This window comes from Streptomyces sp. NPDC107538 (assembly GCF_055657445.1).
Window position 1 is genome coordinate 1 of the sequence record NZ_JBVKAY010000026.1, and the last position, 15,828, is coordinate 15,828.

Sequence of the window (15,828 nt, forward strand, 5' to 3'; positions counted from 1 at the left end):
GAAACGAGGGCTCCATGACCACCTTCCTGACACCACAACAGCGCGCCGACCGCACCTCGGCTGCCGTCGAGGCAGCCGTCGCGGCCGGGCGTGGGGTCGGCCTGACCGTCGCCGAGCCCACAGTGCTCCACGACGTCTTCTCGGTCGTCGTCCACCTGGCCCCCTCGCCGGTCGTGGCCCGCATTCCCACCGTCCTGCCCCGCCCGGACGACCTGGCCGCCCTCGCGCACCGCCAGCGGGACGAGCTGGATGTCACCGGGTGGCTGGCCGGCCAGGGAATCCCCGTGATCGCGCCCAGCCCGCTCGTTCCGCGCGAGCCCGTGCGGCGCGACGGGTTCTCGATGACGTTCTGGCCGTTCGTCGAGGAGGACAGGAACAAGGAACCCGACTACGTGGCGAACGCCGAGAGTGTCGCCGATCTGCACGCGGCACTGCGCGCCTACCCGCGCCGCCGCCTGGAGTTCCTGTCCGCCGCCGACCCGGGGTTCATCGCGGACAGCCTCGCCCTGCTCGGTCGGCATCCCGACCTGATCGGAGCGGCCGAACTCGACCGCGCCCGCCGCGAATGGCAGGCTCTCGAACCCCTCGTACGCTCACGCGGCGCCTTCGAAGCCCGGTTCCCCGGCATCGACCTCCAGCCCATCCACGGCGACTCCCCGCCCGCCAACATCTTCCGCGCAGTGGACGGCGACCTCTACGCCGACTTCGAACTGGTCACTCTGGGGCCCGTCGAGTGGGACCTGGCCGCTCTCGGACCCGAGCACGAAGCCGCCTACAACCGCGGCGCACGACGCAACGGCATGAGGCCGCTCGACGAAAAGGTCCTCGCCTTCGTCAACGCCGTGGGCATGCTGCGAGTCATCGCCACCCTCACCCTGGTCCCGCAACTTCCCGAACTGATGGAGTACCTCAAGCCCGCGGTCGACCACTGGCAGACGATGCCCTTCGCCGCAGGCATGAGCAGCTGAAACCGACCGACTGGGAGCTGAGTCTGATGCGCAAGCCCGTCGTTGAGCAGCGAGGCCGTCGGGAGATCCGTTGGAAGTTTCGTAGTCGGTTTCCAGCACGAAGTCCTCGCGCCCCTGCCCGCAGGGAGGTTCAGATCCTCGTTGTTCACACCGAGGATCTCCTCCGACCGCCCGGTGGTCTCATAGAGCATCCGCCGCAGCGTCTTCTCCCGCAGGTGATTTCGCGCCGGGCGATGAGCCGGTCCACGGCCATCTTCGAGCAGGCCGGCGAAGTCCGGCACCGCCAGCCGCTTCGTCCGGACCGGGACCGCCGGGCCGCCGTAGCCGTACTCCTCGCACCAGCCCAGCCATGACAGCACCGATCTCGTCGTCCGTGACCGATCCCAAGGCGCCTCCTCAGCCACGCCCTCGCGGTCGGTGACGCCGAGCAGGCGGTCGCGGAGGCCGAACGGATGGGCTGCACGGCCAGCGGGGGGCGGCGCTCGCCCAGCACCGGGGCGACCCACGCGAGGCCGCACGTCTCTTCGAGGCCACGCACCAGGCACAGGCCGCGGGCGACCCCCGACGTGCCGTCGCGATGTGGAGCCGGGCGAGCCGTCTCCTCACCGACGGCGGCGCGCGGCTGCTGTCCGACCTGGCCGTGATCGTGCGCCCGCCGGGCGGGGAAACCGACTCCGGCCGGCTGGCGAAGTCCCGTACGCATCGCCCGTCCTCATGGCCGGCCCCGCACCCGGGCCGGCCATGTCGGTTGAGCCCGGCCGCCCTGACCACCGTCTACGTGACCGCCCTCGTCTCCGGTGTGCTGGGAGCCGCCTGCATCTATCTGGTCATGTTCCCGAACTCGACGAGTCCGAACTGGTCACGATCACCCCGCTGTGGTTCTTCCCGATCGTCTTCGGTCTGTACGGCTTCGTCCCCCCGCAGCGCCTGTTGCGGTGTATCTCCGCGGGGCACGCGGAAACCCTCAGACAGGCCGCCCGCAAGTCGATGGCGGTCTTCTGGGCAGCACTGCGGTGGTTCTTCTTCGCGGCGGTCTTCCCAACCATCTGAGCGCGGTCCCCACCCGGTCCCCACCCGGGCGAACGTACTCCCGAAGGGTGTGTCAGACCCGGATGCCATGCTGTCGCCATGCTTGAACGACTCGACACTGTCGACTGGGCCGGGCTGACGCATGCCTACGGTGCCGCCGCCGATGTGCCCGACCAGATCCGCGCGTTGCGCTCCGCCGACGCGGATGTCCGGGAGAAGGCGCTCGGCCAGCTGTACGGGAACATATTCCACCAAGGGACCCGCTACGAGGCCAGTGCCCATGCGGTGCCGTTTCTGCTGGAGTTGCTCGCCGATCCAGCGACGCCGGACCGGGCGGAGATCGTCGGACTGCTCGTCCACCTGGCGATCGGCTACGACGAGGCCCATCTGCCGTCCGGATACGACATCGCCGAGCACCGCCGCGCCGCCGTCGGCGGGGACGCGCTGTTGCGGCTCGGCCACGCCCGGAGGGACGACGACCGTGAAGAGGACGAGGACGACGGCGAGTTCGACGACGAGTTCGACGACGAGCCGTACTTCTTCTCCTACTTGGAGACGCTGGACGGCGACGACGCCGACCGGCTCTACGCGTACATCGAGCTGGCGGTGTACGACGCGGTGCGCGCCGGGCTGCCGCTGATCCGCACCCTGCTCACCGACGAGGACGCCGTGCTCCGCAGGACCGCCGCCTATGCGCTGGGCTGGTTCCCGGAAGAGGCCGCGGAGAGTCTTCCCGCGCTGGCGACCGCCGCCCACCAGCCCGAAGCGGCCGTCGCCGCCACCGCCACGGTGTCGACGGGCCTGCTCGCCACACCCGGATCGGCGCGGCCGGCAGGCCTGTCGGAGGACGCGCTCGACGATCCGCGAGACCTCGTGCGCTGGGGCGCGGCCATCGCCCTGGCCCGGCTGCACGGCCCGGCCGCGGGCACGCGGGTCGCCGAGGAACTGTGCGGCTGGGTGGGCCACGATGCCGAACCCCGCGACGACATCCCCTTCTACGGCGGCGACCTGCGGGGCATCGCGGCGCAGTCACTGCGGCTGCTCGGCGAGGTGCACGCGGACGGCTCGTTCACCAGCCTGCTGTCCCGTCTGACCGAGGTGTCCGGGACGGAGGCGCTCCCCGTGGCCGACGCGGCCCTACGGCTGGCGTTCCCCCACGGGCCGCTGGCCGAGGGCACTCCCTTCGCCGCCCTGGACGAACGCCAGCGGCGGCTGGTCCGGGTACTCGCCGACTCTCCCGGCACATGGCGGCTGAACGACATGAGGTTCGCCAACTTCGGCGGGCTGGTGCGGGGTTACGGCCTGCCGGGTGACCCGGAGACGATGGCCGCGTACATCGTGGAACGTTCCTGAGGAGGTTCCCGACCACGGGTGTACCGAAAGGACCACACACGGCGGCCATGGGCGTCGACCTGTCGTTCAGCGATCCGGGGCCGTGTCGGCTCGCAGGTCCGTCGCGCAGGCCGGTGGCCGGCCGGAGGCCGGGCTGGTGTTCCCGAGCCGGTCCAGCGTGCCGCTGCCGCCGCGAGGTCCTGAACGCCCAGGCCGATGAGCTTGCAGACGCTGATGTCGTCGGCGCGTTCGCGTTCCGGCGCCGATCCGGCGAGCACCTCACCGAGCTCGGTGAGGTCCAAAGCGGCCGCTCCGGCACGGGCGAGGTCTCCGTGGACGGCGTTGAGGGCGCGGCTGTCGACCACGATCCGGTCGGCGCGGTGCAGACAGGCCGCGGACAGTTCGGCCTTGGCCGGGTCGTCGGCGCCCACGGCGGTGATGTGCAGGCCCGGGGCCAACAGGTCCGCGTCGACCAGCGGTTCGGTGGCGGCGGTGGCCGTCACCAGCACATCGGCGCCCTCGCACGCCTCCCGGACCGAGCCGACCGGGATCACGCGCAGGTCGGGACGCCGGGCGGCCAGGGCGGCGGCCAGACGGCGGGCCCGTTCGTCGCTGCGTCACCAGAGCCGTACCTCCCGGACCGGTAGCCCGGCGGCGGTCGCCAGGGGTCTGCAGATACGCCTGGACTCCCGTGCCGAGACGCCGAGCGCGGCGGAGTCCGGCCGGGCCAGGGTGCGCGCGGCCAGCGCCCCGGCGGCCGCGGTGCGGATGTCGGACAGGTGGTGCTCGTCCTCCAGCAGGGCCCGCAGGTCGCCGGTCCGGGCGTCGAACACGGCGACGACACCGGCTCCCGGGGCGCCGCCCCGCCGGGCACGCTCCTGGAACCAGGTCGCCACCTTCACGGTGAACAGCGGCCGGCCCGGGAGCCAGGCCGACTTCACGTGCACGTCACCGTCCCCGCCCGCCGGCGCGAACACCGCCACCGGCGAGTCGCCCAGACCATCGTCTTCACCTCGCTCATCGGCGGTGTCGCCCTCGGTGGAGTGGCCGTCGGCGGACTCGCCCTGGCCTCGGCCCCCACAGAGCCGACCTTGGAGAACGGTTCGGCGCACTTCGTGCCCGCGTCCAATGACGTCGAGGGCTCGTTCACCTACACCGTGGACGTGAACGACGACTCGGGTATCAGAAGCCTCAATGTTGTCGTCTGGCCCGCGAGTTCGAAGCTCGACCCGACCGAAGCGGAGCTGCGCTCGACGGAGAGCGCCAGGTGCCGGAGCACGTCGGATGAGCGGACCCGGTTCACCTACACGCTGAAGGTCACCAAGGGGGAGTGGGCCCAGATGGCCAAGGGCACGTGGTACGTCTCGGCACTGGAGACGGCCAAGGACGGGACACGACCTTCGTGCCGCGCGCTGACCGACCATGGTCGGGCACATCCAAGAGGCCCTCCTCGAATGGTGCGCCGGTCTTCGGTCAACCGCGTCGCACTCGAACATCGCGTCAGGGGAAGGGTCCTCCGATACTCCGCCTGCTGCCGCGATCACTCGGAGCGCTATCGGCACGGTGTCGCCAATAACTGATCCAGAGATGCACACGCGTATTCCACGTGTACCGGCCCGTGGGGCCCAGGTTGGCGCCGCGGTAGCGGAATGGCTGCGGCACCGCCTCCGTCGACGTCGCTCGCGGTAGGCCGGCGGGGCCGTAGACGTAGGTGTGGGTGCGCTTGCCCGCGTCGTCGACCAGGCCCAGGGCGTTGCCGGTGGCGTCGGTGTTTGCTGAACTGTTCGACACGCTCGAGCGCCTCACCGCAGCCGGGTTGCTGGATTCATGGAAGGGAGCACCGAACATGGAAGACCTCCATTGGTCCAGCAGCCGCCGTGACGCCGATGAAGCGACTTCTGCAGGCAGTCGGCGCCGGCCTGCCGACCGCTTTCAGGAAGTCGGGTGCCGCAGCTCCGGACCACGTTGAACTGCTCTGCTCGGCGGACCTCAGTGCCGGGAACCGGGCCAACCGGCTGCGCGCCGTCGACCAGCAGGTGGACGGCATCGCCATCACCCTGGCCCACCCGACTTGACGAAAGACGTCATCGCCAAGGCCACGGCCGTTGGCATCCCCGTGGTGGGCTTCAACTCGGGCACGGACAAGGGAAGGACCTCGGCCTGCTGGAGTTCTTCGGATCGGACCTTGGCAGCCGGACGGATGGTCAGACTGGACTCTCTGGAAGCTCCAGTATCGCTTCCGCACCGCCCTCGGGACGGTTGGCGAACGTGAGCCGGGCGCCGAGGAGGCGAGCCTGGCCGACAGCGATGGTCAGCCCGAGGCCTGTGCCGGTGCGGGCGCCGGTGTGGAAGCGCTGTGGCCCGAAGGTGCGCAGCGCTTCCAGCAGCTCCTCGCAGAAGCCCGGCCCGCGGTCGTGCACCCGGACGACTCTGCCGTCAACCTCGACCGTCACGGGCGCTGCGCCGTGCTGGAGCGCGTTGCTGGTGAGGTTGGCCAGGATCCGCTCGACCCGGCGCGGGTCGGTTACCACGACCTCGTCGCGGACGATGTCCACCGTCACCGCCTCCATACCGGCGACCCCACGCCGGGCGAGGGCGCTGACCTGACGGGGCTCCAGCTCGACTGGTGCGACGCCGACGTCCAGGCGGGCGACCTCAAGGACGTCGTCGACGAGGCGGTGCAGGGTACGGGCGCTGTCGCGTACGAGATCCGTGGCCTGCCCCGGTGGTAGAAGGGACACCGCCGTGGTCATGCCCGTCACGGGGGTGCGCAGCTCGTGCGCGATGTCGGCGGTCACTCGGCGTTCGGCCTCGAGCCGGGCTTTCAGGGCATCGGCCATGGTGTCCACTGAAGTGGCGAGCCGGGCAATCTCGTCCCGGCCGGACTGGGCCACTCGGGCATCCAGGTCGCCTTCGGCGATGCTCTGGGCCGTACGGGCGGCCATGGCTGCCCGGTGACCCATCCGGCTGCCCAGCCCCAGCCCGATCGCCGAGGCGGCCGCGGTCGCCAGTAGCCCGGCGCCCCACAGGGCCCGGTCCAGCGTGGCCAGCGCCCTCGCCTCGGGGCGGTAGGAGCGGCTGACCGCCAGCACGTTGCGGTCCGAGACGCGACCGGCAGCCCACAGCATCGGCTTCTCGCCGTCGGCGTCCTGCAGAAGGGTCACTCGCCGCCCGGCCTTCACCGCCGCGGCCACCCCCGTAGGGAGATCCGGCGGATCCAGCCGCCCCCCGGACTTCGCTCCGGCGGCGTACTCGGCGGCCGCGCTGAGCAGCTGGCCGTCCAGCTCCCGCCGGGCGGCGGCGAGTTGGTCCCGGGCGACCATGGAGTGCACCAGTACGCCGACGACAACAGCCACCCCGGCCGCGATGGTGGCGACGGCGAGGCTGATCTTAGTACTCAGGTTCATCGGGGTCACTGGTGTCCCTGCTCGCGCGCCGTGACGCTATGGCCTGAACTTGTAGCCGAAGCCGCGGACGGTCTCGATCCGCTCCCGCCCGATCTTGGCCCGCAGCCGCTGGACGCTGACGTCCACCACGCGTCTTCGCCGACCCGAAGTGCCACGCCACGCGCGCGCTCCTCGGCACATCCACGGCCGTGAGGAGGCTCTGAGGCCGTGTCGAACACGACGGCAGCTTCTCCGGGACAGGCCGGGAGACAACCGACCGGATGGTGATCAACCGGAGGCGACCAACCGGGTGGTGACGCGCGGTGGGGTGGGGCGCCGGTCGGCGGATGCGTCCCGGCCGACCGGACCGATCAGGTCGCTCGGGCCAAAGGTCGGTGGGGCATCCGCCGTCCGTGCCGCGGGTCAGGCGGTCGTCGGCTGTGCGGGCAGCACATGGTCGCCGATTTTGTCCGTGCTCAGGCAGAGTGAGCAGACCATCGCGTCGTGGGTGGCGCAGGCGGCCAGGTCGGGGCGTTCGTAGGGCTGGTGGCAGACGTGGCAGTCGTACGTCGTGGCGCTGGGGTTGCCGTCGGCGTCGAGCAGCGGCTCGTCGATGCCGTCGTCGGTGCGGCGCAGGTAGTACTTGCCCTTGGTGACGACGGCCATCAGCGGGGTGAGGACGAAGGCAATGACGGCTGCGGCGACGGGGGAGTAGGGCTGGAGGGTGTCGCCCAAGGCGTGGAAGTACATGGCGATCGACAGGCCGGAGGCGGCGAGGAAGGCCACGACGCCGACCGGGTTGACGGCGTACAGCATGCCGCGGCGGAACTCGGGCTGGAGCGGGGAGAGCTTCAGCAGGTACTTGTTGACGCCGATGTCGGTGGCGACGGTGACGACCCAGGCGATGGCGCAGTTCGAGTAGAAGCCGAGGATGCTGTTGAGGAAGCTGAACATGTCCGCTTCCATCAGGGCCAGCGCGAAGCCGAGGTTGACCAGGACGAAGACCATGCGGCCGGGGTAGCGCTTGGTGACGCGGGTGAAGGAGTTGGTCCAGGCGAGGGAGCCGGAGTAGGCGTTCGTGACGTTGATCTTGATCTGGCTGATGACGACCAGGGCCACGGCGAGCGGGAGGACCAGCCAGGACGGCATCATCGTGTCGAACGCGCTGCGGAACTGCTGGATCGGCTCGGGCGCGGCCTCCGGTCCGACCTTCGCGAGGATGTACACGGCGAGGAAGACACCGATGGCCTGCTTCAGCGCGCCGAGGACCACCCAGCCGGGGCCTGCCATGATCACGGCGGTCCACCAACTCCGCTTGTTGGCCTCGGTCTTGGGCGGCATGAAGCGCAGGTAGTCGATCTGCTCGCCGATCTGGGCGATGAGGGAGAGGCAGACGCCCGCGCCGAGGAGGACGGAGGCGGTGTTGACGCCGCCCTCGCCGTCGGTGCCGGCATAGGAGAGGAAGCGGTCGACGGTGCCGGGGTCGGTGGCGACCAGGTAGACCAGCGGGGCGACCATCAGCACCAGCCAGATCGGGGTCGTCCACACCTGGAGCTTGCTGAGGGCCTTCATGCCGTAGATGACCAGGGGGATGACCATGAGCGTGGAGACCAGGTAGCCGAGCCACAGCGGCAGGCCCAGGCCCAGCTTCAGCCCCTGAGCCATGATCGAGCCTTCGAGGGCGAAGAAGATGAAGGTGAAGCTGGCGAAGATGACGCTGGTGATCACCGAGCCGTAGTAACCGAAGCCGGAGCCTCGGGTGATCAGGTCCAGGTCGATGTTGTAGCGGGCGCCGTAGTAGGCGAGGGGGAAGCCGGTGACGAAGATGACGACGGCCGCCACAGCGATGGCCACCAGCGCGTTGCCGGTTCCGTGGGCCAAGCCGATGCCGGCGCCGATGGAGAAGTCGGCCATGTAGGCGATGCCGCCGAGGGCCGTGGTCGCCACGACCATCGGGGTCCAGCGGCGGTAACTGCGCGGCGCGAACCGGAGGGTGTAGTCCTCCAGGGTCTCCTTGGTCGCCTGGCTCTTCTCGGAGTTGGCGGAGGGGGGTGGGGTCGCTGTGGTGGGACGTGAGTCTGTGGCGCTCATGGGTCGTCCTTCGGGGGAGGGGGGAGGAGGAGCGGTGGCGCGGACCCGGCGTCGGCGGCGGCGTCGACGGGCGGACGGGAAGTGGGGGCGGGTGGGAGAACTCGGGTGTGCTTCCCGGGAGTCAGAGGCGGTCGGCGTGCAGCGCCATCTGGGTCATGGCGCGCTGGGCGTGTTCGAGCACCACGGCCATGGAGTCGCCGACGTGGGCGTGTAACGCGCGATAGCCGTCGTCGAGTCGGCCGTCGCGGACGCACTCCATGATCTCGATGTGCTCGGTGATGGTCGTCTCCACCCGGTCCTGGGTGAGGAAGTCGTACATCCGGACCCGCCGGATGCGCTCGCTGACCGCCACCAGGGCGTCGGTGAGCGCCGGGTTGCCGGAGGCTCGGGAGAGTTCGGCGTGGAAGCGTTCGTCCTGGACGACGAAGCGCGGGTCCGGTGCCGGCGGTCGCTCCCGCATGGCGTACCAGCGCTCCAACTCGGCGCTGATGACGGCCGGATCGTGCCGGGCGGAGAAGTCCTCGATCGCGCGGGCGATTCCGCGCAGCTCCAGGGTGACCCGGAGTTCGTACAGGTCCCTGAGCTGAGCCAGGTTGGGGATCGTGACGAAGAATCCGCCGTCGCCGCGCTCGATCAGGCCATCGGCCAGCAGCCGTGCCAGTGCCTCGCGCACCGGGGTTCGCGACACCCCGAACCGGGCCGCGAGCCGCATCTCGCCCAGCCGCTCACGCGGGCCGAACTCGCCGTCGAGCACGGCCGTACGCAGCTGCGTGTAGACCGCCTCGCGCAGCGAGGGCGCGGGGGACGCGACCGGGAGGGGGCCCGGAAGTGGATCCGGGACCGCATCCGGCGGCGTATACAGCGTTGAATCCATGAGCGAACACGCTAGAAAGCGCTTGTTTCCCTGGGGGCCCTCGTGCCGTGAACGGCCGGTTTCCGGGACCTCACTCTTCGGCCGCCCGGTATGCCGGATTCGCCGTGCCCGGCGAGCGGTTCTTCTTCTCGACTTTGAACATCGGCGATCCCTGATGCGTCATACAAGTAACTGCATACAAGTTGCATTAAGCCCGGTGGGGTGACGGCGCCCATCGCCGCGAGTCGCCAACTCTCATGCGGTCAAAGGATGTTGATCTACGACCGAGGTGCGGCTCTCTGGACCGGAGGCCGCGGAATGGAACGAATCTGATGTCCAAGCGAACCGGCCGTCTCACGGTGCTCGCCGCTCTGCCCGCCGCAGTCCTCCTCACCGTCGGCACCTCGTCCCCGGTGTTCGCGGAGTCGGACACCCGGCGTTCCAGCTCGACTTGGAGCAGCTCAACGACTCCGGCTCCAAGGGCACGGCCCTGGTGAGCCTGCGCGGCGACGAGATGACGGTGTGGATCAAGTCCGAGGGAATGGTGCCGGGTCAGCCCTCCGCGCAGCACCTGGACGGCTCGACCGAGGGCCATGACTTCGTCTGCCCGGATGCCAGTGCCGACACCCAACCAGGACGGCATCCTCAACAACACCGAGGCCACGGTCCATTACGGCGACATCGACATCGCGCTGACCGTCTCGGGCGACACCGACGTGGCGACCAGCGGCCTGGCGGTGGACCGGATGCCGGTGGCCGACGACGAGGGCAGGATCTCCTACAAGCGGACCATCAAGGTCGGCCAGGACGTGGTCGAGAAGATCAAGGACCTGCACATTGGTGCAGCACGGCATCGACCCCAACGGCAACGGCGAGTACGACTTCGAGGGCGCCGGCAAGAGTGAACTCGACCCCAAGCTGCCCCAGGAGGCGACCGCCCCGACCAACTGCGGTGAGGTCAAGGGCGCCGCGGTCGGGTCCGTCCCGGTCGGCGGCATCGAGACCGGCAGCGCCGCCGGGACCGGCGGGACGTCCACGGGGGTGATGATCGGTACGGCGGGTGCGGCTTCCGCGGCGGCGGCCGGTGTGCTGTTCGTCGCGCGCCGGCGGATGACGTCCGGTGCGGCGACGGCCACGGTGAAGGCCGGGGGTGCCGCGTGAACCGCTCGCTCCTGGGCGCGGGAGCCGGGGCCCGACGGGCCACCGTCCCCGTCATCGCCACAGCTGTCGCGGCGCTGCTCCTCACCGCCTGCGGAGGGCAGGACACTTCGGCCTCGCAGCCCGCCCAGGGCCAAGGCGGCGCGGCCGGGCAGACACCGGCGACGGGCTCGGGCGGCGGACAGGCCGCCGCTGCCCTGGACCGCTCGGCACCCGAGCGGGTCGCCATCCCCTCGCTCGGTGTGGTGAGCGACCTGGAGACGTTGGGGCAGGACGCGAAGGGGGCGATGACGACCCCGAAGGACCCCGATCTCGCGGGCTGGTACGAGCCCGGCCCGACTCCCGGCTCCGAAGGCCCGGCGGTGATCGCCGGGCACGTGACCTGGAACGGCAAGGACGCCGTCTTCAAGAAGCTGAAGACCCTGAAGGCCGGCGACACGGTCCTGGTCAACCGTGAGGACGGGAAGACGGCGACGTTCTCGGTGGAGCGTGTCGAGGAGTACCCGAAGGCGGAGTTCCCCACCCTGGAGGTCTACAAGAACCTCGACCATGCGGGGCTGCGACTGGTCACCTGCGGCGGCGAGTTCGACGAGGACCGGTCCTACTACCCCAACAACGTGGTGGTGTTCGCCAAGATGACGGCCGTCGCGTAGGGCGTGGACGGACCGGATGTCCCGAGGGCCGGAGACCGACCCGTCCACGGCCTCCGGCCCTCGGGGTACTCGGCCGGCCGGCCGGTCAGTCTTTCGGGGCGCTCGTTCAGCGGTACGGGCCGATGCGGGAGGCCGCCCACGCGAAGTCGCAGGCTGGGGGCGGCTGAGGGGCCGCCGCGACCTGGTACCCCACGTGGCATCGCGAGGAGGAGCGCGGGGGCGACCGCGGTGGCCGTGTGGGAGTCGTAGGAATGGTGGCCCCTTGGACAGGCCGGTTCCCGCCGTGGCGGGAACCCGCTGGAACCTGGCAGTTGTGCCCCTCGGGATCGAACGGGCACGGGCCTAGCGTGATGAGTCGACCTCGCGCCGCGAGGCCGTGCCGCGGGTAACCCGGGCGGCGCGGACGTCCAACCGCCCCGGCCGGCGCGGCCCGCACGCGGTCACTCAGGAACAGGCCCCGCATGAACTACCTTGTGCCGATCGGTATCGGTGTCCTCTACGTGCTGTTGATGTCCCTCATCCGTGAACCTCACCGGCGGCGCTTCAACGCCGTCATGGTGGCCGGAGCGGGTGCCGCGTACCTCAGCGGCGGCGGCCTGGGCGGCTGGGAATTCGCCTTCACCGCGCTCGTCACCTATGTCGCCTACCGCGGCCTGGACTCATGGACCTTCATCGGTATCGGCTGGCTGCTCCACACCGCGTGGGACGTCGTCCACCATCTCAAGGGCAGCCCCCTGATCCCCTTCGCCCACGACTCGTCCTTGGGCTGCGCGATCTGTGACCCCGTCATCGCGCTGTGGTGCCTGCGAGGCGGCCCTTCCCCGCGCGAACTTTTGGAGCGTGAGCGGCCCGCGCCGCTTCGAGACGGGACCGCGCCCTAGCGGACCCTTGCGGCACCGTCGATGGCTCAGTGCGCAGATTCCCCTGATCGCGCTGGTGTGGGGGCCGGCCCGGGCGGGGGCGACGACCGTGGGGCCGTGCTCGGCGAGGAGGCCGAGGGAACGGCGGCGGATCTCGCCGGTGCGCGAGACGGGACTCCGGGTGCCTACAGGGGCTGGGCGGCCAGGTGTCGGGCCGGGTGGTGAGGGCTGAGGAAGACGGCGATTCCGTTGCCGTCGGGGGAGGGATGGGTGGCCTGGGTCCAGCCCTGGGAGCGGTAGAAGGACATGGCGCGGGACGACCGGACGGACGTGAGCAGCCAGGAGCGGCCACCCGGAGCGTCTTCGGTCACCGCCGCGAGGAGGTCGGCGGCGAGGCCGGCGCCCCTGGCCTCCGGGCGGACGGCGAGTTCGTCCACTTCGCGGGCCCCGCACAGCCAGGCCGCCGTGTGGTCGGGGCCGAGGCCGGCGGCGACTTGGGGATAGCAGCGGCCGGTGGGGAAGGGCGCCAGGGTGGTCCACGCGGTGGCGATCCCGATGACATCCTCGACCGCCGTGCTGTCGTCGAAGGCGAGCGCGGCGGTGAAGCCGGGGCGTGCGATGTCGTTCACCAGCCGCTCCACGAAAGCGTCAGCCTTCGCCTCGTCCTCGTTCCAGGGCGGTGCGCAGAACGCGTCGGCGTAGACAGCCCGCAGCGCGTCGGAGTGGGAGAGGCGAGCGGCGTCCACGAAAACGCGGATGGTGGTCATCGGGCCGCACCCGCCAGGACCGCCGCGCGGTTCGTCCCGGGGGTCAGCGAGGCGTACTCCAGGGGTGCAGACGGGTCGAACGACACGTTCAGCGGGGCGGGTTGCGCTCCCGCGCGGACGAGGAGGTCGCCGACGGCGGCGATCATCGCGCCGTTGTCCGTGCACAGCCTGAGGGGCGGCACCCGCAACTCGATCCCGGCGGCCCGGCACCGCTCCTCGGCCAGCGAGCGCACCCGGGAGTTCGCGGCGACCCCGCCCACCACGACCAGCGTCCCGACGCCGTGCTCGACGCAGGCGGCGATCGCCTTGCGGGTCAGCACGTCGGCCACCGCCTCCTGCAGCGAAGCGGCCCCGTCGGCCACCGGCAGCTCCCGCCCCGCATGGCCCTCGGCCCAGCGGGCGGCGGCCGTCTTCAGCCCCGAGAAGGAGAAGGCGTATGGGGCGTCGCGCGGGCCGGTCAGCGGGCGCGGGAAGGCGACGGCGCGCGGATCGCCCTCGCGCGCCACCCGGTCGATCGCCGGGCCGCCGGGGTAGGGCAGTCCGAAGACCCGGGCCACCTTGTCGAAGCACTCCCCGGCCGCGTCGTCCAGGGTGTCCCCGAGATGCACGATCGGCTCGCGCACCAGGTCGCGGACGAGGAGGAGCGAGGTGTGGCCGCCGGAGACGATCAGCGCCATGCACGGGTCCGGCAGCGGCCCGTGCTCCAGAGTGTCGGCCGCGACGTGACCGGCGAGGTGGTGCACCCCGTACAGCGGAACGCCCAGCGCATACGCGATGGCTTTCGCCCCGGCCAGACCCACCTGGAGCGCGCCCGAGAGGCCCGGCCCGGTGGTCACGGCGACCGCGTCGATGTCGGACAGTCGCAGCCCGGCCTCGTCCAGGGCCTGCCCGATGACCGGGCGCAGGGCCTGCAGGTGCGCCCGGGAGGCGATCTCGGGGACCACTCCGCCGTAGCGGGCGTGCTCGTCCATGCTCGACGCCAGCGCCTGGCCGAGCAGTCGGCCGCCCCGCACCACCCCGGCTCCGGTCTCGTCGCATGACGACTCGATGCCCAGCACGACCGGAGATGCCTTGCGCCCCATACGCTGCCCTTTCTGCACTATAGAAGTTGTTGCAATCAGTGTGCAATAAGGGTCGCGATGATGTGTACTGGTAGCGAGTGGCGGCTTGGTCGAATCCCAACGCGATGGCCGGCACGTGCCAGGTGCGGGGCATCGTCCCGCCTGTCAGCGTCTGTTCCAGGACGCCGCCCCGCACCTCAGGTCACTCGGAACAGCGGGTGCATCGTCCGTAGACCAGCAGCGAACCCGAGGTGTCGGGCCGCAGCCCGGTGAGTTCCTCGATCTTCCGCGCGGCCTCGGTGAGATGCTCGCTCGCCAGGGCCGCGACGTGGCCGCACCGCTGGCACGCCGTGTGATGGTGCGGCTCCCCGTGTGCACCGCAGTTGATTGCGCCGCAGCAGCGCCACCGTCTTCCATGCGGCGGCCGAGGAGGTCCGCTGCGACAGCGCGAACTTTTCGGCCGCCCGCAGTGGCCTTGGGTACGGGAACGTTGGCGGCACCTGCCCCTGTGGAACGTGTATGAGACGCCTACGTGCCCGGCCGCCGCCATGGCCAGATCGCCGAGATATGCGGCGGCGGGCGTTACTTGTGGACGGCCCGAGCGACCGCCCGTCACAGCGGCGGCTGGGCGAACTCGCCAAGTCCTTCGTCATCGGCCTCGGCGGCGAGACCCGGCACGCATGCCGCCTCGGCACGGGCTGCCGCCTCTGTGAACGCCTCGACTGCCACCAGCGGGGTGCACCGGCACTCGGCTGGCTCCTGCGGATCGACCAGAACACCAGCACCTTTGTGCCCTACTCCATGACCGGCCGCACCACCTGACCGCATGGCGGTCAGGAAGCCCCGCTCCGGTGGCTGCGCAGCCACCACACACCGCCGCCGAGTGCGAGGAGGACCGCCGCGCCGATGCCGAGGGGTACGGCCAGGGAGCTGCCGTCGTCGTCGCTGTCGGTGCTGTCCGCCGCGGCCTGAGCCGACGGTGTGGAGGCGTCGGCGCTCTTGTCGGCCGAGGGGGTGGGCGAGGCCGTCGTGGGGTCTGTCGAGGGGGTGGGGCTCACGAGCTTCGCGCCGGGTGCGGCGGCCTTGAGGTCCAGGCGGGGTGCCGGGTGGCCGTGGCCGTCGCCCTCGGCTTCCTCCTCCAGTTCGATCCAGCGGTCCACCTTGCCGTCGCTGTACGACTGGAGGGTCTTGAAGACCAGCGACTTGGTGTCGGGCAACTGTCGTACGGTGACGGCGTATTCGACGTCCTCCCCGACCGCGAGCTTGGCCCCGGACACCGTGTAGCCGCGGTCGGTGGGGGCGAACTTCCAGCCGTCCGGGCCCTCTTTGTAGGTGAGGTCGGCGGGGACGAGGCCGTCCGGCAGGATCACCTCCAGCTTGGTGATGCCGGCGGAGGCCGACTCCGACTCGGCGGAGAAGGTGAGGTCGACGTTCTGGTCGAGGGCGCGGGCGCCCTCCGCCTCGACCTCCGCGTGGGCCGCGGCCGGCCCCGCGGTGGCGACGGCGACCGCGAGCGCGGCTGCGGTGAGAACGCCGAGACGGCGCGAACTGCGTAGCAAGGTCGGGCGATGCACTGTGGACTCCTCGTGGAGATGGTGGGTTGGGGCTGTGCTGCTGCCGTTCACGCGTAGGGCAGGGTGGGTCGCCCTGCCCTACGCGCTCCTGGTGAC

At 70.8% G+C, this 15,828-nt stretch carries 17 protein-coding genes and 2 pseudogenes; 11 read left to right on the top strand and 8 right to left on the bottom strand.

The window, feature by feature from the left end; translation table 11 throughout:
• The 3 genes from ACZ7MG_RS42505 to ACZ7MG_RS42515 form a co-directional block, all read left to right on the top strand.
• Positions 1-968: hypothetical protein (locus ACZ7MG_RS42505; RefSeq protein WP_471946800.1), on the top strand; the 968-nt coding region annotated here is incomplete at its 5' end.
• Positions 969-1,709: 741 nt separating this feature from the next.
• A complete protein-coding gene (locus ACZ7MG_RS42510; RefSeq protein WP_471395765.1) occupies positions 1,710-2,018 on the top strand; it encodes a hypothetical protein in 309 nt (102 codons plus the stop codon).
• A 78-nt stretch (positions 2,019-2,096) separates the two neighbouring features.
• On the top strand, positions 2,097-3,350 hold the full coding sequence (locus tag ACZ7MG_RS42515; protein WP_471395764.1) for a HEAT repeat domain-containing protein: 1,254 nt from the start codon (positions 2,097-2,099) through the stop codon (positions 3,348-3,350).
• Here the strand turns inward: ACZ7MG_RS42515 and ACZ7MG_RS42520 are convergent.
• Positions 3,293-4,312: pseudogene (locus tag ACZ7MG_RS42520) on the bottom strand (ornithine cyclodeaminase family protein). The gene ACZ7MG_RS42515 and the pseudogene ACZ7MG_RS42520 overlap by 58 nt on opposite strands.
• On the opposite strand from ACZ7MG_RS42520, the gene ACZ7MG_RS42525 reads away from it, so the two are divergent.
• Both ACZ7MG_RS42525 and ACZ7MG_RS42530 read left to right on the top strand, forming a co-directional pair.
• Positions 4,271-4,909 (top strand): DUF5707 domain-containing protein, encoded by a 639-nt coding sequence (locus ACZ7MG_RS42525; protein ID WP_471395763.1) that lies wholly within the window; start codon positions 4,271-4,273, stop codon positions 4,907-4,909. The pseudogene ACZ7MG_RS42520 and the gene ACZ7MG_RS42525 sit on opposite strands and share 42 nt — an antisense overlap.
• Before the next feature lie 366 nt (positions 4,910-5,275).
• A pseudogene (locus ACZ7MG_RS42530) lies at positions 5,276-5,513 on the top strand (sugar ABC transporter substrate-binding protein); the annotation flags it as partial.
• 20 nt (positions 5,514-5,533) lie between these two features.
• On the opposite strand, the gene ACZ7MG_RS42535 reads toward ACZ7MG_RS42530, so the two are convergent.
• The 4 genes from ACZ7MG_RS42535 to ACZ7MG_RS42550 all read right to left on the bottom strand — a co-directional run bounded on the left by ACZ7MG_RS42535 (position 5,534) and on the right by ACZ7MG_RS42550 (position 9,680).
• Positions 5,534-6,736, bottom strand: coding sequence for an ATP-binding protein (locus ACZ7MG_RS42535; RefSeq protein WP_471395762.1), 1,203 nt, complete (start codon positions 6,734-6,736; stop codon positions 5,534-5,536).
• A 36-nt stretch (positions 6,737-6,772) separates the two neighbouring features.
• On the bottom strand, positions 6,773-6,916 hold the full coding sequence (locus tag ACZ7MG_RS42540) for a winged helix-turn-helix domain-containing protein (protein ID WP_471395761.1): 144 nt from the start codon (positions 6,914-6,916) through the stop codon (positions 6,773-6,775).
• Positions 6,917-7,138: 222 nt separating this feature from the next.
• The gene (locus ACZ7MG_RS42545) at positions 7,139-8,806 is read right to left on the bottom strand and encodes a purine-cytosine permease family protein (RefSeq protein WP_471395760.1); all 1,668 of its coding nucleotides are present in this window, start codon (positions 8,804-8,806) and stop codon (positions 7,139-7,141) included.
• Positions 8,807-8,927: 121 nt separating this feature from the next.
• Positions 8,928-9,680, bottom strand: a complete 753-nt coding sequence (locus tag ACZ7MG_RS42550) for a GntR family transcriptional regulator (protein ID WP_471395759.1) — start codon at positions 9,678-9,680, stop codon at positions 8,928-8,930.
• 311 nt (positions 9,681-9,991) lie between these two features.
• Between ACZ7MG_RS42550 and ACZ7MG_RS42555 the strand changes: the two genes are divergently transcribed.
• The 5 genes from ACZ7MG_RS42555 to ACZ7MG_RS42575 all read left to right on the top strand — a co-directional run bounded on the left by ACZ7MG_RS42555 (position 9,992) and on the right by ACZ7MG_RS42575 (position 12,351).
• Positions 9,992-10,156: a hypothetical protein gene (locus ACZ7MG_RS42555; RefSeq protein WP_471395758.1), complete on the top strand. Its 165-nt coding sequence runs from the start codon at positions 9,992-9,994 to the stop codon at positions 10,154-10,156.
• 114 nt (positions 10,157-10,270) lie between these two features.
• Positions 10,271-10,564 (top strand): hypothetical protein, encoded by a 294-nt coding sequence (locus ACZ7MG_RS42560; protein ID WP_471395757.1) that lies wholly within the window; start codon positions 10,271-10,273, stop codon positions 10,562-10,564.
• Complete coding sequence (locus ACZ7MG_RS42565) at positions 10,500-10,820, top strand: hypothetical protein (RefSeq protein ID WP_471395756.1); 321 nt, start codon at positions 10,500-10,502, stop codon at positions 10,818-10,820. Before ACZ7MG_RS42560 ends, ACZ7MG_RS42565 begins: the two co-directional genes overlap by 65 nt.
• Entirely contained in the window at positions 10,817-11,470 is a 654-nt protein-coding gene (locus ACZ7MG_RS42570) for a class F sortase (RefSeq protein WP_471395755.1), read from the top strand. Before ACZ7MG_RS42565 ends, ACZ7MG_RS42570 begins: the two co-directional genes overlap by 4 nt.
• A 461-nt stretch (positions 11,471-11,931) precedes the next feature.
• Positions 11,932-12,351 carry a DUF6010 family protein gene (locus ACZ7MG_RS42575; protein ID WP_471395754.1) on the top strand — a complete coding sequence of 140 codons (420 nt, stop codon included), beginning with the start codon at positions 11,932-11,934 and terminating at the stop codon, positions 12,349-12,351.
• Positions 12,352-12,515: 164 nt separating this feature from the next.
• Here the strand turns inward: ACZ7MG_RS42575 and ACZ7MG_RS42580 are convergent, their stop codons facing one another.
• Positions 12,516-13,097 carry a GNAT family N-acetyltransferase gene (locus ACZ7MG_RS42580; protein WP_471395753.1) on the bottom strand — a complete coding sequence of 194 codons (582 nt, stop codon included), beginning with the start codon at positions 13,095-13,097 and terminating at the stop codon, positions 12,516-12,518.
• Entirely contained in the window at positions 13,094-14,179 is a 1,086-nt protein-coding gene (gene tsaD / locus ACZ7MG_RS42585) for a tRNA (adenosine(37)-N6)-threonylcarbamoyltransferase complex transferase subunit TsaD (protein WP_471395752.1), read from the bottom strand. Before tsaD ends, ACZ7MG_RS42580 begins: the two co-directional genes overlap by 4 nt.
• A gap of 567 nt (positions 14,180-14,746) precedes the next feature.
• Here tsaD and ACZ7MG_RS42590 point away from each other — a divergent pair.
• Positions 14,747-14,980 carry a short-chain fatty acyl-CoA regulator family protein gene (locus ACZ7MG_RS42590; RefSeq protein ID WP_471395751.1) on the top strand — a complete coding sequence of 78 codons (234 nt, stop codon included), beginning with the start codon at positions 14,747-14,749 and terminating at the stop codon, positions 14,978-14,980.
• An 11-nt stretch (positions 14,981-14,991) separates the two neighbouring features.
• On the opposite strand, the gene ACZ7MG_RS42595 is transcribed toward ACZ7MG_RS42590, so the two are convergent.
• On the bottom strand, positions 14,992-15,732 hold the full coding sequence (locus ACZ7MG_RS42595; protein WP_471946804.1) for a DUF1775 domain-containing protein: 741 nt from the start codon (positions 15,730-15,732) through the stop codon (positions 14,992-14,994).
• Between the last annotated feature and the right edge of the window lie 96 nt (positions 15,733-15,828).

Coding starts and splice junctions, on each gene's coding strand:
- ACZ7MG_RS42510 (WP_471395765.1), top strand. CDS start 1,710: ATGTCGGTTGAGCCCGGCCGCCCTGACCACCGTCTACGTGACCGCCCT.
- ACZ7MG_RS42515 (WP_471395764.1), top strand. CDS start 2,097: ATGCTTGAACGACTCGACACTGTCGACTGGGCCGGGCTGACGCATGCC.
- ACZ7MG_RS42535 (WP_471395762.1), bottom strand. CDS start 6,736: ATGAACCTGAGTACTAAGATCAGCCTCGCCGTCGCCACCATCGCGGCC.
- ACZ7MG_RS42540 (WP_471395761.1), bottom strand. CDS start 6,916: ATGTGCCGAGGAGCGCGCGCGTGGCGTGGCACTTCGGGTCGGCGAAGA.
- ACZ7MG_RS42545 (WP_471395760.1), bottom strand. CDS start 8,806: ATGAGCGCCACAGACTCACGTCCCACCACAGCGACCCCACCCCCCTCC.
- ACZ7MG_RS42550 (WP_471395759.1), bottom strand. CDS start 9,680: ATGGATTCAACGCTGTATACGCCGCCGGATGCGGTCCCGGATCCACTT.
- ACZ7MG_RS42555 (WP_471395758.1), top strand. CDS start 9,992: ATGTCCAAGCGAACCGGCCGTCTCACGGTGCTCGCCGCTCTGCCCGCC.
- ACZ7MG_RS42560 (WP_471395757.1), top strand. CDS start 10,271: ATGCCAGTGCCGACACCCAACCAGGACGGCATCCTCAACAACACCGAG.
- ACZ7MG_RS42575 (WP_471395754.1), top strand. CDS start 11,932: ATGAACTACCTTGTGCCGATCGGTATCGGTGTCCTCTACGTGCTGTTG.
- ACZ7MG_RS42580 (WP_471395753.1), bottom strand. CDS start 13,097: ATGACCACCATCCGCGTTTTCGTGGACGCCGCTCGCCTCTCCCACTCC.
- tsaD (WP_471395752.1), bottom strand. CDS start 14,179: ATGGGGCGCAAGGCATCTCCGGTCGTGCTGGGCATCGAGTCGTCATGC.